The organism is Lutimonas halocynthiae, from assembly GCF_030409835.1.
Classification (GTDB): Bacteria; Bacteroidota; Bacteroidia; order Flavobacteriales; family Flavobacteriaceae; genus Lutimonas; species Lutimonas halocynthiae.
In genome coordinates this window covers 644,697-660,982 of record NZ_JAUFQO010000001.1, presented here as the reverse complement: position 1 = coordinate 660,982, position 16,286 = coordinate 644,697, and the positions used below count along the sequence as shown (strand labels likewise).

The 16,286-nt window shown below is 35.9% G+C and carries 14 protein-coding genes and 1 pseudogene; 11 read left to right on the top strand and 4 right to left on the bottom strand.

What is annotated here, in order from left to right; genetic code table 11:
- Positions 1-3,134, bottom strand: a pseudogene (locus QWY87_RS02945) (hypothetical protein); the annotation flags it as partial.
- A 274-nt stretch (positions 3,135-3,408) separates the two neighbouring features.
- Between QWY87_RS02945 and QWY87_RS02940 the strand changes: the two are divergent.
- The 4 genes from QWY87_RS02940 to sufD all read left to right on the top strand — a co-directional run bounded on the left by QWY87_RS02940 (position 3,409) and on the right by sufD (position 7,366).
- Entirely contained in the window at positions 3,409-3,738 is a 330-nt protein-coding gene (locus QWY87_RS02940) for a HesB/IscA family protein (protein WP_290288001.1), read from the top strand.
- A gap of 17 nt (positions 3,739-3,755) precedes the next feature.
- Positions 3,756-5,204, top strand: a complete 1,449-nt coding sequence (gene sufB, locus QWY87_RS02935) for a Fe-S cluster assembly protein SufB (protein ID WP_290287999.1) — start codon at positions 3,756-3,758, stop codon at positions 5,202-5,204.
- Between the two features lie 91 nt (positions 5,205-5,295).
- A complete protein-coding gene (gene sufC / locus QWY87_RS02930) occupies positions 5,296-6,033 on the top strand; it encodes a Fe-S cluster assembly ATPase SufC (RefSeq protein WP_290287997.1) in 738 nt (245 codons plus the stop codon).
- Positions 6,034-6,043: 10 nt separating this feature from the next.
- Entirely contained in the window at positions 6,044-7,366 is a 1,323-nt protein-coding gene (gene sufD, locus QWY87_RS02925; RefSeq protein WP_290287994.1) for a Fe-S cluster assembly protein SufD, read from the top strand.
- Positions 7,367-7,426: 60 nt separating this feature from the next.
- Here sufD and QWY87_RS02920 read toward each other — a convergent pair whose 3' ends face one another.
- The gene (locus tag QWY87_RS02920) at positions 7,427-8,773 is read right to left on the bottom strand and encodes a serine hydrolase domain-containing protein (protein WP_290287992.1); all 1,347 of its coding nucleotides are present in this window, start codon (positions 8,771-8,773) and stop codon (positions 7,427-7,429) included.
- Positions 8,774-8,883: 110 nt separating this feature from the next.
- On the opposite strand from QWY87_RS02920, the gene QWY87_RS02915 reads away from it, so the two are divergent.
- Together QWY87_RS02915 and QWY87_RS02910 are read left to right on the top strand one after the other, a co-directional pair.
- Positions 8,884-10,098, top strand: coding sequence for an aminotransferase class V-fold PLP-dependent enzyme (locus QWY87_RS02915; protein ID WP_290287989.1), 1,215 nt, complete (start codon positions 8,884-8,886; stop codon positions 10,096-10,098).
- 10 nt (positions 10,099-10,108) lie between these two features.
- Positions 10,109-10,744 carry a DUF4377 domain-containing protein gene (locus tag QWY87_RS02910; RefSeq protein ID WP_290287986.1) on the top strand — a complete coding sequence of 212 codons (636 nt, stop codon included), beginning with the start codon at positions 10,109-10,111 and terminating at the stop codon, positions 10,742-10,744.
- Here the strand turns inward: QWY87_RS02910 and rnhA are convergent.
- Both rnhA and purN read right to left on the bottom strand, forming a co-directional pair.
- Positions 10,741-11,229 (bottom strand): ribonuclease HI, encoded by a 489-nt coding sequence (gene rnhA, locus QWY87_RS02905; protein WP_290287983.1) that lies wholly within the window; start codon positions 11,227-11,229, stop codon positions 10,741-10,743. The genes QWY87_RS02910 and rnhA overlap by 4 nt on opposite strands.
- Complete coding sequence (gene purN, locus QWY87_RS02900) at positions 11,226-11,789, bottom strand: phosphoribosylglycinamide formyltransferase (RefSeq protein ID WP_290287981.1); 564 nt, start codon at positions 11,787-11,789, stop codon at positions 11,226-11,228. Before purN ends, rnhA begins: the two co-directional genes overlap by 4 nt.
- A 169-nt stretch (positions 11,790-11,958) precedes the next feature.
- On the opposite strand from purN, the gene QWY87_RS02895 reads away from it, so the two are divergent.
- From QWY87_RS02895 to pyk, 5 genes are all read left to right on the top strand, one after another.
- On the top strand, positions 11,959-12,192 hold the full coding sequence (locus tag QWY87_RS02895; protein WP_224930148.1) for an acyl carrier protein: 234 nt from the start codon (positions 11,959-11,961) through the stop codon (positions 12,190-12,192).
- An 85-nt stretch (positions 12,193-12,277) separates the two neighbouring features.
- Positions 12,278-13,531, top strand: coding sequence for a beta-ketoacyl-ACP synthase II (fabF, locus tag QWY87_RS02890; protein ID WP_290287974.1), 1,254 nt, complete (start codon positions 12,278-12,280; stop codon positions 13,529-13,531).
- Positions 13,532-13,537: 6 nt separating this feature from the next.
- Positions 13,538-14,272 (top strand): ribonuclease III, encoded by a 735-nt coding sequence (rnc, locus tag QWY87_RS02885; protein WP_290287972.1) that lies wholly within the window; start codon positions 13,538-13,540, stop codon positions 14,270-14,272.
- 115 nt (positions 14,273-14,387) lie between these two features.
- Positions 14,388-14,855, top strand: a complete 468-nt coding sequence (locus QWY87_RS02880; protein WP_290287969.1) for an IPExxxVDY family protein — start codon at positions 14,388-14,390, stop codon at positions 14,853-14,855.
- A gap of 3 nt (positions 14,856-14,858) precedes the next feature.
- Complete coding sequence (gene pyk / locus QWY87_RS02875) at positions 14,859-16,283, top strand: pyruvate kinase (protein ID WP_290287968.1); 1,425 nt, start codon at positions 14,859-14,861, stop codon at positions 16,281-16,283.
- Positions 16,284-16,286 lie beyond the last annotated feature (3 nt).

Sequence of the window (16,286 nt, the reverse complement as noted above, 5' to 3'; positions counted from 1 at the left end):
GTAATTGTTCCTGCTGCACATGCATCTGTTGTGGTTGGTGCAGTCAATGTACCATTACAATCTACCGTTACTGCCGATAATGTCGGTGTAACTGGTGGAGTTGTGTCTGGAAGAAATGTTACAACTACTGTATCCGTATTAGTACATCCAGTAGAAGGATTTGTTACAGTTAAAGTATAAGTCCCTACCGCATCAACTAAAGGCGTAGATGTATTAGCTCCACTTACTATGTTTCCTGTTCCTGTTGTTGTCCATGCAAAAGTAGCACCTGAAGTACTACTTGATCCCGCTAGGTTTATACTTGTAACTAAACAACTAAGGGCTGCAGTCGGTCCTGCCTCTGCGTTTGGAAGTGTCTCAATTGCACCAGTTACAGAATCACTATTGTTTCCTGAGTTATAATTAAAACCTGTCACATCAGTAATTGATGCTGTATAATTGTAAGCTCCAGCTGTATTTGCTGTAGCAGTAATATTTATCGTTTGTGAAGCTCCTTGAGCTAAATTACTCAATTGCCATACTCCAGTAGCAGAGTTATAGGTCCCCGAATCATGGCTAACATAACTAAAACCTGCTGGCAAAACATCTGTTACTTCAATTCCGGTTGCTGTTCCGTTTGAATTGTTAACATCATGATTTACAACCAAAGTGAAAACTACATCTTCTCCTTCACAAGGGTTACTGATATCAACGCTACCATCTACAGATAAATCATAAAATATAAAAGGAAAACCTGCTTCCGCCTGATCATCTTCAGCTTCAATTCCATTATTTGGTGTTGAATCTGGGTCAAAACTATCCGAAGCGCTAACTTCAGCAATATTCACATAATCATAAAGAGGTGAAAGGCTGAATTCAACAAAAGTTGTAATATCTAAAGAAACTGAATTCCCGTTTGCCAAATCACCAATCGTCCAGATTCCTGAAACATTATTATATGAGCCTATACCATCATCGCTTACCCATGAGTAACCGGTTGGCAAAAGGTCTGTAAGCGCAACATTAGATGCATCTCCTGGTCCATCATTTGTAACTGTAACTGTAAATGTTGGAGATTGCCCTGGCAATGCCACTGGGTTATCCATCACTTTTGTAACACTTAAATCAGAGGTAAGTTGAGCATCTCTAAAATCAACATCCCCAGAACCATTAAAATCTGGAAGAATTAAAGCTCCAGATAAAGGATCATCAATTGTTCCTCCTGGATCGGAATATCCAGTTGTTGCATCTGTTGTATCATCTAAACCATCTCCATCAGAATCTGTTCCTGTCAAGGTTAACCCAGCTTCTGCAGTGTCATCACCTCCTTCATTATCAGAATCTAGATCTAAATAATCAGGTATCGTATCACTTGTCGGGAAAGATGCATCGGTATTCACAGGAACAATAACAGTTCCATTTGAATCATATTCGTCATCCATTCCATTGGTATCTGTATCTAACCCACTTGGAGCTCTATAACCTGCTGTTGTCTGAGATTCTACATTATCCGGAATACCATCACCATCAGAATCCAAATCGAAAAAGTCATAAATAGTGTCACCATCACTTTCTGAAACTGTATAGTTAATCAGACCACTATCGGCTGAAGATTGAACTGAATCTGGAATACCATCTGTACCAACCGAACCTGTTACTATACCATTGCTATGAGATTGATTATGACCAGCTTCTACGGCATCAAAAATCCCATCTCCATCTGAATCCAAATCAAGCTGATTCACTATTCCATCACCGTCAGAATCTAAATCAATAGCCTGTACCTTACCCTCATCAAAATTGGTAGGGTCTGACATATTTACTACCATTGAATAAGTCCCCGCAGTTAATACAACCGTGCGTTCAACATATGTCCAGGTTGCATTTTGTGAATCACCACCATTATCAGAAATTGCAATAGTACCTGAGGTATCCATTACAGTTCCAGTATTCCCTACTCCTTGACGCATCGAAATTGATCCTGATGCTGAATCTCCATCCCTTGGAGAGAAATAACCCGAATAAGTGATTGTTCTAGTTGCTGTTAAAACAAAAGACTGGTAAAAATCACCAGTTCCATTAACATCAAAATAATGCTGATCTGTACCAGCTAGCGTATATGGATTCGCATCAATTCTTGGTCCAGAGTTATTATAGTTTGTACTACCATTTACTTTCACAATATTCGTTCCGCCACCGGTAATTGACCAAGGTGCAATTGCAACGCCTAAGTTATTTCCGTAGGATGGCTGAACTGTATCATCAAAAGTAGCTGCCTGTAATAAATTTTCGCTTTCATCTAAGTCGAGTATACCGTCATTATCATCATCTAGATCTACTCGGTCTCTGATACCATCACCGTCTGAATCGATGCTGTTATCAAAACCGCCAGCATCTATCATATCCTGAAAACTGAAATTTCCACCGCCACCAATAGGTCCTTGACATGATGAAATAATTATCCCATTTGCAGAAATTGTTTTACTTGCGCTACAAGGACTTGATGTATCTATTAATCCACCTGAAAAAATACTTATAAATACATCTGGCCCTAAATCCAGATCGTAATTATTTCCTCCCCATTCAAGGTCACCATCACTTGCAATAACAAATGAACTAGTATATAGAAATGTATTGGCATCTATCTCTAATACCTCTCTTCCATTTCCAGAATCATTATCTCCAATAGTTACCGATTGAATCAAATTTGCAATAGATCCACTGATTTCTACTTTATGATTATTACGTATCGTAACATTCAAAGTACCTCCAAATTCACCTGGATAATCTGTGGCGTTGGACCATGAAGACCCATCGTAATGTTGCCATGTATTAGCATCAGTCCAATCTCCATCTTGTATTGATCGGTAATCACCATTTGACTGCGCAAACATGCTTATGGAAAAAAGAAATAAACCCAAAATCATTAAGATTCTAAGCCCTTTTGAAGAATAATAAGATTTCTTAGAGGATCTAAGTCTAGGAAAAGCTACGTTTCTTTTATTGTTAATTGTTAAATTGTTCATACAATTTGTATCGTTGTTGTTAAAGAATTTGGTATGCGTAAAGCCTGATAACACAAAATCATCTTGTGAAATCAGGGAGTTTTTAATCGTTTTATCTATGTTACCGAATGGGGAGAGATCGGTTTTCATATCCTACGTTTTTATGTTATTGTCTGTACGTCAACAATTTACCTCGAGGATATTGTCATTAGCCTTAATAGAAGAGTTCATCCTTGTTAAGAAGATGTTAATAACTCGAGAAAATTGTTAATAGCCGAACGTAGTTATATATTGAATATTGTGCTTTTTTTCACCTGCACGAAAAAATTTATTATTGTGTAAAAGGGTGATTTTTTTTTTAATTTTTTTACCATTATCATTTTTACCATATCTTTGCAGTTATTTAGAATGAATCTAATTTGTTATGATACAAGTATCTGAAAAAGCCAAAATGATGGCTATTGAATTAATGAGAGAGGATGGATATGATGCTGCTAAAGATTATATCCGGGTAGGCGTTAAGAGCGGAGGATGTTCTGGGCTGTCCTATGACCTGAGTTTTGATAATGAAGAAAAGGAAAATGATAAGATCTTTGAGAATAATAATATCAAGATTATTGTTGACAAAAAAAGCTTCTTATACCTTGTAGGGACTGAACTTGATTATTCAGGTGGCCTTAACGGAACTGGCTTTGTCTTCAAAAATCCTAATGCGAACAGAACCTGTGGTTGTGGCGAAAGCTTCTCACTTTAATTTAATGACTTAAAATTATGAGTAAGTATACCGAGGATGATCTGAAAAAGGAACTCGAAACCAAAGAATATGAATATGGTTTCTATACTGATATTGAATCAGAAACTTTTCCTAAAGGGCTGAATGAAGACATCATTGTTGCCATCTCAAAGAAAAAGAATGAACCGCAATGGATGACAGACTGGCGATTAGAAGCCTTTGAAATCTGGAAGAACATGACTGAACCCGACTGGGCTAATGTCAACTATGTAAAACCTGATTTTCAAGGAATAAGTTATTATTCAGCGCCGAAACCTAAAAAAGAACTGGAGAGTCTTGATGAAGTTGATCCTGAATTATTAAAGACTTTTACAAAACTAGGTATCTCTATTGATGAGCAAAAAAGGCTTTCAGGAGTTGCCATGGATATTGTTATTGATTCAGTGTCAGTAGCAACAACATTTAAAGCAACACTAGCTGAAAAAGGAATTATTTTTTGTCCTATTAGCGAAGCCATTCAAGACCATCCTGAATTGGTGAAAAAATACATTGGAAGTATTGTTCCAAAAACTGATAATTTTTATGCTGCTTTGAATTCGGCGGTATTTACAGATGGTTCTTTTTGTTATATCCCCAAAGGTGTAAAATGCCCAATGGAGCTTTCTACTTATTTTAGAATAAATGAAGGTGGAACGGGTCAGTTTGAAAGAACGCTTGTAATTGCTGATGAAGGTAGTTACGTGAGTTATCTTGAAGGATGTACAGCTCCGGCAAGGGATGAAAATCAATTGCACGCCGCGGTGGTAGAGCTGATTGCCTTAGATGATGCAGAAATCAAATATTCTACGGTACAAAACTGGTTCCCTGGTGATGCAGAAGGTAAAGGCGGGGTTTATAATTTTGTTACCAAAAGAGGTATTTGCCATAATAATTCAAAGATATCTTGGACACAAGTGGAAACAGGTAGTGCTGTTACATGGAAATACCCGAGTTGTGTGCTAAAAGGAAATAATTCAGTTGGAGAGTTTTACTCTATCGCCGTTACGAATCATTTTCAACAGGCCGATACAGGAACAAAAATGATCCATCTTGGTAAGAATACTAAAAGTACCATTATTTCAAAAGGTATATCTGCCGGAAAATCTCAAAATTCATATAGAGGACTTGTTCAAGTAGGTTCAAGAGCTGAAAATGCCCGAAATTTTTCACAATGTGATTCTTTGTTAATGGGAAATGAATGTGGAGCTCACACCTTTCCTTATATAGAGGCAAAAAATACATCTGCTCAGATAGAACACGAAGCCACGACCAGTAAAATTGGCGAAGACCAATTGTTCTATTGTAACCAAAGAGGAATCGATACAGAGAAAGCTATCGCACTGATTGTTAATGGTTTTAGTAAAGAGGTACTCAACAAGCTCCCAATGGAGTTTGCTGTTGAAGCTCAAAAATTGTTAGAAATTTCTTTGGAAGGATCTGTAGGTTAAGATTTTTCAAATAGTCAAAATTATAGTTGAATAAAACATATTGATTTACATTGATCTGTGAAAAGTTTAAGAATCAAAAAAATTAAAAAAAATGCTTAAAATAAATAACCTGCGTGCAGGTATTGAAGATAAGGAAATCCTTAGAGGAATAGATTTAGAGGTCAAACCTGGTGAAGTCCATGCAATTATGGGCCCTAACGGCTCTGGAAAAAGTACACTTTCTTCTGTTATTGCCGGGAATGAAACTTATGAAGTGATAGCAGGTGAAATCGATTTTCAAGATGAAAGCATTCTTGAATTATCTCCTGACGAAAGAGCTCATAAAGGCATTTTCATGTCTTTCCAATATCCGGTTGAAATTCCAGGAGTTTCGACAACAAATTTTATTAAGACGGCCATCAATGCAAAAAGAAAGGCACAAGGATTAGATGACCTTCCTGCTAAGGATATGCTGAAAATGATCAGAGAAAAATCTGAATTGTTAGAAATGGACCGAAAATTTCTTTCTCGTTCTTTAAATGAAGGCTTCTCAGGAGGTGAAAAAAAGAGAAATGAGATCTTTCAAATGGCCATGTTAGAGCCTAAGTTGGCCATCTTGGACGAAACAGATTCTGGTTTAGACATTGATGCGCTTAAAATTGTTGCCAATGGTGTAAATAAATTAAGGAGTCAAGACAATGCAGTGATTGTTATTACGCATTATCAAAGACTTTTAGATTATATAGTGCCTGACTTTGTTCACGTACTACACAACGGAAAAATAGTGAAGTCTGGAGGCAAAGAATTAGCTCATGAACTTGAAGATAAAGGTTACGATTGGTTGAAATAGTTGAATTGATATGGATTTAAAAGAAAAATTAGTAACCTCATTTATGGCCTTTGAGAACAAAGGCAATATCGATCTTGATTCAAAAATTCACGGAATCAGAACGGAAGCTATAGAGGAGTTTGAAAAAACAGGCTTTCCGAGTAAAAAGCATGAAGAATGGAAATACACTTCTTTAAATAGTCTTTTAAAAAATGATTACAGTGTTTTCCCAAAAGGAGATGCTTCGGTTGAGTTTAAAAATGTAAAACAGTACTTTTTACATGAAATTGAGTCGTATAAAATCGTTTTTATTGACGGTGCATACAGCTCATTCTTGTCAGATACCACTCACGAAGGTGTCGATATCTGTATTCTTTCTTCAGCCTTGAAACAACCAAAATATAAAATGGTTGTTGATCATTATTTTGGTACAGTTGCCTCTAAAGAAGACAGTTTAACTGCACTGAACACCGCTTTTTCAAAAGAGGGGGTATTTATTAATATCCCAAAAAACACGGTGCTTCCAAAACCAATTCAAATTCTGCATTTTTCGACAGGAAATGAAAAAGAAATCATGTTACAACCTCGAAATTTAGTAGTTGTTGGTGAAAATTCTCACGTTCAAATATATGAACGTCATCAAAACCTTAGTGACAATGTGGTTTTAACCAATGCTGTAACTGAAGTTTTTGCTCATAAAAGAGCGATTGCAGATATCTATAAGATTCAAAATGATAAAATAACATCTTCATTAATTGATAATGTATATGTGCAGCAAAAAGAAAGCAGTATCGTATCGATTAATACCTTTTCTTTTGGCGGTAACATAACCAGAAACAATCTTGAATTTCATCAGGAAGGAGAACATATTACATCCAACTTAAATGGAATCACAGTAATTGGGAATAAACAACATGTTGACAACCATACACTTGTGCATCACAAACAAGAAAACTGTGAAAGTCATGAAATGTATAAAGGGATCTACGATGATGCTGCAACCGGTGTATTCAATGGTAAAGTAATCGTTGACAAACTTGCTCAAAAAACTAATGCATATCAGCAGAATGACAATATTCTAATTGGAGACAAGGCAAGTATAAATGCCAAACCTCAACTTGAAATTTTTGCAGATGATGTTAAATGTTCGCATGGATGTACCATCGGTCAATTAGACAATAGCGCCTTGTTTTACCTTCAATCAAGAGGGATTCCAAAAAAGGAAGCTAAGGCTTTAATGCTTTTTGCTTTTTGTAATGATGTGGTCGAAAAAATTAAAATTCCAGGTCTCAAACCGAGAATTAATAAAATTCTTGCAGAAAAACTTGACGTGGAATTAGGAATGGACATGTAGCCTTTTTAATAAAAGGCTACCTTGCTTTTTTAATAGTATATGGATTGACCGACAATTGATCTAGGAGATGCTTGCAACAATGTTTTTTATAAATTCATTGACATCAAAATTTGGATCACCCTTTAAACCTGTTCTGACTATCACCAATCTTTTACTGGGTATAATAAAAACATACTGGCCTTTAAAACCATTACAAGAATACATATCTAGTGGTGCATCAGGGTGATGACCACCTGCATTCAACCAAAACTGAGCTCCATACCTTCCTTCTGAGCTATTTGTTGGACTAGCTGCATATTTTACAAAAGAGCTATCTAAGATCTGTTCTCCGTTCCAGTTCCCTTCATGTAAATACAGCAATCCAAATTTTGCCCAATCCCTTGTATTGGCCCAGGCATATGATGAACCAATATAGGTTCCGGCTTCATCAATTTCAATTACAGCTGAATACATTCCTAGCTTATCTATTAACTCCCTGTACCAAAAATCCAGATAATCCTGATCAGAATCAAACTGTTCTTTCAAGAGAGGGCCGGCTAATAAGTTGGTGGTACCAGAAGAGTAATACCATGATTCGTTTGGTTGACCTATTAAAGGTTTATTAATTTGAGGCTGGCCCATATCTGAATCCAAATACAGCATTTTTGTAACGTCAGAAATATTAAAATATGCCTCACTCCATTCCAGTCCACTATTCATTTCTAATAGATTCGCATAAGTTATATTTTTTCGGGCATCAGAGTTCCAGGCCTCCAATCCAGTTTGTTTATGAATATCAAAGCCTTTTTGTTTTTGAAGGATACCATACATTGTACTGGTCAAACTTTTAGTCATCGACCAGCCATGCATCAATGAACGATGGTCAAAGCCTTCTAAATATTTTTCGGCAATGATATGATCTTCATAAATTACAAGGACTGACCGGGTTTGTTTTTCCTTCTCTCCAGCTTGATCGAAAGCATTTGCAACAGCTTCATCTAATTTTTTATAATCAATCTCAAGGAACAGCGTATCCTTTTGAGCAAGCTCTCCATAAGGGAATATCAGCTTCAGATCTGGCTGAATGCGATTTGGTTTGTCAAATACTTTCTTGATATTATTGCCTTCATTAATTAAGGTTGCCCCCAAGCCATCCTTAAAAACAGCCTTTCTTTTCATCAATCCAAATATGGAGGAAGTAACAGACTTCTCAGCCTCATTAATTTCGTATTTCGCCAAATTTATAGGTATAAATCCATTGTCTTCATTTATCATCGATTGCTGATCGCGATGAGCCAAAAAGATTCCGGAGGCCAAATTCTTACTAGAATAACCGGTTACAATATTCAAAGCCGGATAATAGATATACCCAAGAACTAAAGAGCTAATTAATAATAGAATAAGGAAATACTTAAGCGGCTTTTTCATAGGAATAACTAAATTAGATCAAGCAAAAATAAAGAAATTTTCAATTTGTTTTTGAACAGTTTAAGATGATACTATCGTATATTTGTATTTTGAATGATTCTAAATAAGCTATGTTCGATATAAAGAAAGTTAGAGAAGATTTTCCGATACTAAATAGAAAGGTAAATGGAAAGCCATTAGTCTATTTTGACAATGCAGCAACAAGTCAAAAACCTCAGGTTATGATTGATGCCCTTGTTGATTATTATAGCAATTATAACGCAAATATTCACCGTGGGGTACATACATTGAGCCAAGAAGCTACCAGCGCCTACGAAGAAGCAAGATTAAAAATTCAGAAACACTTTAATGCTTCTAAATCTTATGAAATTATATTGACCTCAGGCACAACCCATGGCATCAATATGGTAGCAAATGGTTTTTCTGATCTACTGAGTAAAGGAGATGAAATCATCGTTTCTGCTCTTGAGCATCATTCTAATATTGTTCCATGGCAAATGCTATGCGAAAAAACGGGGGCCTTACTTAAAGTAATCCCTATGACCCTTAAAGGGGAATTGGAAATGGCTGTATTTGATGAGCTTCTTTCATCTAAAACCAAGTTGGTCTTTGTAAACCATGTATCTAATGCGCTTGGCACCATAAATCCAATCAAACAGATAATTGATAAGGCTCATGAATTTGGAGCTGCTGTTCTTATTGACGGAGCCCAGGCTACACCTCATATCAAACCAGATGTTCAGGCCTTAGACTGTGAATTCTATACTTGCTCTGCTCACAAGCTTTGCGGACCAACAGGTGTTGGAATGATCTACGGCAAAGAAGAATGGCTCAATAAATTACCTCCATATCAAGGAGGTGGCGAAATGATTAGTGAAGTTACTTTTGAAAAGACCACTTATGCAGATTTGCCGCATAAATTTGAGGCAGGTACGCCAAATATTGCAGGAGTAATAGGATTTGGAGTCGCTTTAGACTATATGAACAGTATTGGTTTTGATCAGATTGCAGCTTATGAAGATGAGTTACTAACTTATGCTACAGAAAAATTAAATGCGATCGACAAGTTACTTATCTACGGGACTTCTCAGAAAAAAGCGGCTGTAATTTCGTTTAATGTTGAAGGATTACATCCTTATGATATTGGCTCTATAATTGACAAATTGGGTATTGCCGTCAGAACAGGACATCATTGTGCCCAGCCAATCATGGATTATTATAAAATTCCTGGCACAGTTCGTGCTTCATTTTCGTTTTACAATACTAAAGAGGAGATTGATCTTTTTATCGAAGCGCTTCTCAGAGCAATCAATATGTTATCTTAATCTTTTTATTATGAAATACTTATTCTTATTTCTTTCATTGGCTTGCACGGCAAATAGCGATATACAATCTAAAAAGCTAATCATAGCTGATCATCTTTCTGACTGTGTTGGTGTTGGTCCGCAAACTTGTATGCTTGTAAAAGAATCACCTGAAGATGACTGGACTTATTTCTATGATCAAATTGAAGGTTTTGAATATGTTCCTGGTTACACGTATGAGTTGATCGTTACAGAAATTAAAGTTGAAAATCCAGCGGCTGATGCTTCTTCAATAAAATATCAATTGAAAGAACTTTTATCGAAAGTGGCAACGGACCAAAATTCAGAACTCATGAAGGAATGGAAAGTGTTAAAACTAAAAGGCTTAGAGCAAATTTCATCAGCCCCTACCCTTCTCTTTCATGAAGTAGATAACAGGCTAAGTGGCTTTGCCGGGTGTAATAATTATTTTTCCACTTATGCTATTTCTGGTGTAGAAATTAAATTTGACAAAACTGGTTCAACCAGAAAACTCTGCCCTGATATGTCAGCGGAAGATACTTTCTTGAAAATTTTGCCTGAAGTAGCTCGTTTTGAAGTTGTAAAGAAAGAGTTGTATCTGTATGATAAAAACGACGAAGTACTGATTATCGCCATGTCAATTTAGAGTTCTAATTTACCAGGCTTTTCCTTTTTTAAAAGCTCGAACTCTTTATCTATATGTAAGTTTGCGGATTTTGCGGCCGCTACAGCTAATTGGTCACATCTCTCATTTTGGGGATGGTCATTATGACCTTTAATCCATTTAAATTTGACCTGATGTTTTTTATATATTTTTAAAAACCTTCTCCATAGGTCTGCGTTTTTTTTATCTTTAAAACCTTTCTTCACCCAACCAAAAACCCAGCCTTTTTCGACTGAATCTATAACATATTTGGAATCTGAAAAAACCAAGACCTGAACGCCATCTTTTTTAAGTTGTTCTAAAGCTACAATTACGGCAAGTAGCTCCATTCGGTTATTTGTAGTCAATCTGAATCCTTCCGAAAATTCTTTTATATACGGCTTTCCTACCCATTCCATAATGATACCATAGCCTCCTTTGCCAGGATTTCCGCTACATGCACCATCTGTATATACGTTAACTCTCATAAAGACTTTAATAAACTTTCAATGACCCTTGGGAAATTCTCCTGTTCTAATTGATGAATTTTTGCCGCCACATCATCTGGTGTATCTTGAGCCGTAAGGTCAACCGATTTTTGAAAAATAATGGCTCCTTCATCATAATTTTCATTCACATAATGAATCGTTATTCCAGATTTTGGCTCCTTATTCTCTACTACAGACCTGTGAACATGCATTCCATACATGCCTTTTCCTCCATATTTAGGAAGTAAAGCCGGGTGAATGTTGATAATAGTGTTCGGGAAATCGTGAATCATTTGATCAGGAATCTTAAGTAAAAACCCAGCCAACACGATAAAATCCGCATTTTTATTCAAAAAACTTAAGAATTCCGGCTTATGCATTTCGTGTTTCGAAAAGATTCTTGTAGGAATCCCTAAGCGCTTGGCCCTCTCTAAAACACCTGCCTTTGCGTTATTTGTAACTACGCAACTTACTGTTGCCAGGTCACTTTCGCTAAAATATTCGATGATGTTTTCGGCATTGGTTCCAGAACCTGAGGCAAAAATAATGATCCTAATCATAATCGAATATTTAGTAAGTGGAAGCAAAAAAAAGCATAATAATCAAATTGAAAAAAGAAAAGTTAAAGTATTTCTACTTTCCGCTTTGTTTAATTTTTTTTACTTTTTATAGATTAGAAGTTAAAATATATTATTTTTGCAGCATAATTAAATTTAAAAATAAAAAATTATGTCAGACATTGCATCAAGAGTTAAAGCTATCATCGTTGATAAATTAGGAGTGGACGAAAATGAAGTTACTAATGAAGCTAACTTTACCAACGACTTAGGAGCAGATTCATTAGATACAGTTGAGTTAATTATGGAATTTGAAAAAGAATTTGATATCCAAATTCCAGACGATCAAGCAGAGAACATAGGTACTGTAGGTCAGGCTATTAGCTATATTGAAGAAGCTAAATAAATTTATACTTTGCTTATAAAATTACGAGCTTTTCCTATTTGGAAACGGCTCGTAATTTCTTGTTTTGTTAATAAAAACTTCAAAAATGGAATTAAAACGGGTAGTTGTAACAGGATTAGGGGCTTTGACTCCTATAGGAAATTCTGTTAAGGAATACTGGGAAGGACTGACTGACGGTGTTAGCGGAGCTGCTCCCATTACCTATTTTGATGCTTCAAATTTTAGGACTCAATTTGCTTGTGAACTTAAAAACTTTGTTGCCACTGATCATTTTGATCGAAAAGAGGCACGCAAAATGGATAGGTTTACACAATATGCTATGGTTGTAGCTGATGAAGCGATTGCTGATTCTGGTCTTGATTTAGAAAATGAAGATACTTCAAGAATAGGTGTAATATGGGGCGCAGGAATAGGCGGTCTTGAAACTTTTCAAAATGAAGTTCTTAATTACGCAAAGGGAGATGGATCTCCGCGTTTTAACCCATTTTTTATTCCAAAAATGATCGCAGATATTGCCCCTGGGCAAATTTCGATCAAACATAACTTACAAGGCCCTAACTTTACTACAGTTTCTGCCTGTGCTTCCTCGGCTAATTCTATTATTGATTCTTTGAATTATATTCGATTGGGTCAAGCAGATATTTTTGTAACAGGAGGTTCAGAAGCTGCCGTAACTATTGCCGGAATGGGTGGTTTTAATGCCATGCATGCCTTATCTACAAGAAACGATGATCCAAAAACGGCGTCCAGACCTTTTGACAAAGATAGAGATGGTTTTGTTCTTGGAGAAGGAGCCGGAGCTTTGATTCTAGAAGAGCTAGAACATGCAAAAGCAAGAGGTGCTAAAATTTATGCCGAAGTAATCGGTGGTGGCCTTTCTGCTGATGCACATCATATAACAGCGCCGCACCCTGAAGGTCGTGGAGCAAAAAATGTGATGCTGAACTGTCTCAAGAATGCTGAAATTGGACCTGAAGATGTAGATGTTGTTAATATGCATGGAACTTCAACTCCACTTGGAGATGTTGCCGAATTAAAGGCCATTAAAAGTGTTTTTGGAGATAATGCCTACAATTTAAACATCAATTCTACTAAGTCGATGACTGGCCATTTGTTAGGAGCAGCTGGAGCTATTGAAGCCATTGCTTCTATACTTTCAATCAATCATGGGATTGTTCCTCCTACTATCAATCATTTTACCGATGATGATCAGATTGATCCAAAATTAAATCTTACATTTAATAAGGCTCAAAAAAGAGAAGTTAAGGTAGCAATGAGCAATACATTTGGGTTCGGTGGACATAATGCCTGTATCTTATTTAGAAAATTCGAAGATTAAAACTTAATGAATCTAATTCGCAAAATAACAAATTCTCATTCTGCCAAGGATGAAGAATTTATTATGGCGATGAAACAGATTTTAGGTTATAAGCCCAAAAAAATTGATTTTTACAAAGAAGCTTTTACCCACAGCTCACTTAAAAGAGTTAATAAGAAGGGTGTTCCAAAAAATTATGAACGTTTAGAGTTTTTGGGAGATGCCATTTTAGGGGCAGTGATTGCGAACTATCTTTTTAAAAAAATTCCTACAGGTGACGAGGGCTATCTCACACAAATGCGTTCAAAAATAGTTAGTAGGGAGCACCTAAATGAATTAGGCAAAGATTTAGATCTGATTCATTTTGTCGAGAGCTCCGTTCCAAACACCAATTTTGGAGACAATATTCATGGCAACCTGTTTGAAGCTTTGATTGGAGCCATTCATTCAGACAGAGGCTACGCCTTCACTGAAAAGTTCATCTTCAGGTTTGTTATTGAACCCTATGTGGATATTGAAAGACTGGAAGGGAAAATTACCAGTTATAAAAGCGTCCTGATAGAATGGAGTCAAAAAAGAAAGAAAAGAATTAAATATAATGTTTACGAAGACACTGGAAATGACACATTAAAGCATTTTAGTGTAAAATTATTAGTCGACCAGGATTTGGTGTCAAAAGGACGAGCAACCTCCAAAAAGAAAGCTGAAGAGATTGCTTCAAAAAGGGCATATTATAAATTAAAAGCTCAAATAGAGGCCTGATTTATTCTTCATGTAACGCTTGGTTATGATTACTAAATCGATTTCGTAAAAAATTGAGTTGATTTATAAAAACTATCTTTATTTTTGTAAAAACGCATGCTTTAATCTAATTATAGTGTCAAAAATTCATTCTATTGATTTTGAATTCGATCACGACTATGCTCTGATTGGGATACACTCAGTTTTGACTGATTACAGAATGGCTTATTTTTTAAACAGTCATTTAGACATACGATTAAGACGATTTAAGGATGATCTTGATTTTAAATATGAAAATTGTAGTTTTCCTCTATATAAATTTGAAGACGAGACAGCATTTACATCATGGTCATTGATGGCTAATAAGTATGTATTCACTGAAAACACAAGTGAAGGAGGAACTATCATATTTCCTGAAGAGACAAAGATCTCTTATTTAATCCCCGAAAAGAAAAGAGTGGATTATTTCATAAAAATCGAAGGCTTAAAGGATGATGCTGCGCTTAATAAGACGTTGCTTAATATCAATAAAATAAATAACATTATGGCATCCTATGCCATAGACCCTATGGATTTAAAATCCAGAGATAATTTAATTTTTTAAAGAATGAAAACTAGAAAAAAAACGAAAATAGTTGCCACCTTAGGACCAGCTGTATCTACCAAAGAAAAAATCAAGGAATTGATGGTTGCCGGTGTCAATGTATTCAGAGTGAATTTTTCTCATGCCGATTATGAAGATGTTAGAACAAAAATCAAATATATCCGTGATTTAAATAAAGAAAACAATTTTAATGTTGCCGTTCTGGCGGATCTTCAAGGGCCAAAACTGCGTGTTGGCGTCATGGAAGAAGGCGTTGAATTGAATGAAGGGGATGAATTTGAATTTACTACTGTCAAGTGTATAGGTACAAAGAAGGTAGCCTTTATGACCTACCAGGATTTTCCAAAAGATGTTCAGAAAGGAGAAAAAATTCTCATCGATGACGGGAAGCTTTTATTCGAAGTTTTGAGCACAGATAGAGATAAAAAAGTGATTGCTAAGGTTATAAGAGGGGGAAGTTTAAAATCTAAGAAAGGTGTTAACCTTCCAAATACAAAGATCTCTCTTCCAGCACTAACTAAAAAAGACATAAAAGATGCCAAGTTTGCTATTGAGCAAGAGGTTGATTGGATGGCACTTTCATTTGTGCGTACACCAGAGGATCTTGTTAAGCTAAGTGATCTTATCAAAGAAAAATCAAGTTATAAGATTCCAATTATTGCGAAAATAGAAAAACCTGAAGCTGTTGAGAACATCAACCATTTAACATCTTATTGCGATGGGATAATGGTAGCAAGAGGTGATTTAGGAGTTGAAGTTCCAATGCAGCAAGTACCTATCATTCAAAAAATGTTAGTTAGAAAAGCAAAAGAGGCGCGTATTCCAGTAATTATCGCGACTCAAATGATGGAATCAATGATTACAAGTCAAATACCAACTAGAGCAGAGGTGAATGATGTGGCAAATTCAATTATGGATGGTGCTGATGCTGTGATGCTCTCGGGTGAAACATCAGTTGGAGATTATCCAACGGAAGTAATTAAAGCCATGAGAAGTATCATCGTAAGTGTTGAAGATTCTGAATTGATCGAAGGATACGTTCAAGGAGTTAATTGCATTAATGAAAGGTATATTTCAAAAGCTGTTTGTAGTAATGCTGCTAAACTTGCAGATGAAATTGAAGCTTCGGCCATAACGACATTAACGAATAGTGGTTATACTGCGTTTCAAATTTCTGCCAGAAGACCAAAATCAAATATTCTTGCATTCTCAGACAACCCTCGTATTTTGGCTCAATTGAACCTTTTATGGGGTGTTAAAGCTCAGTTTTATGATAGAATGGTGAGTACTGATGAAACTGTTGAAGATCTTAACCGTATGACTTTAGAAAGGAATTATGCAAAGAAGGGCGATTTTGTAATCAATCTTACTTCTATGCCAGTTCATGACAAAGGGATGGTAAACACCTTAAGAGTTTCTCAATTGTAAATT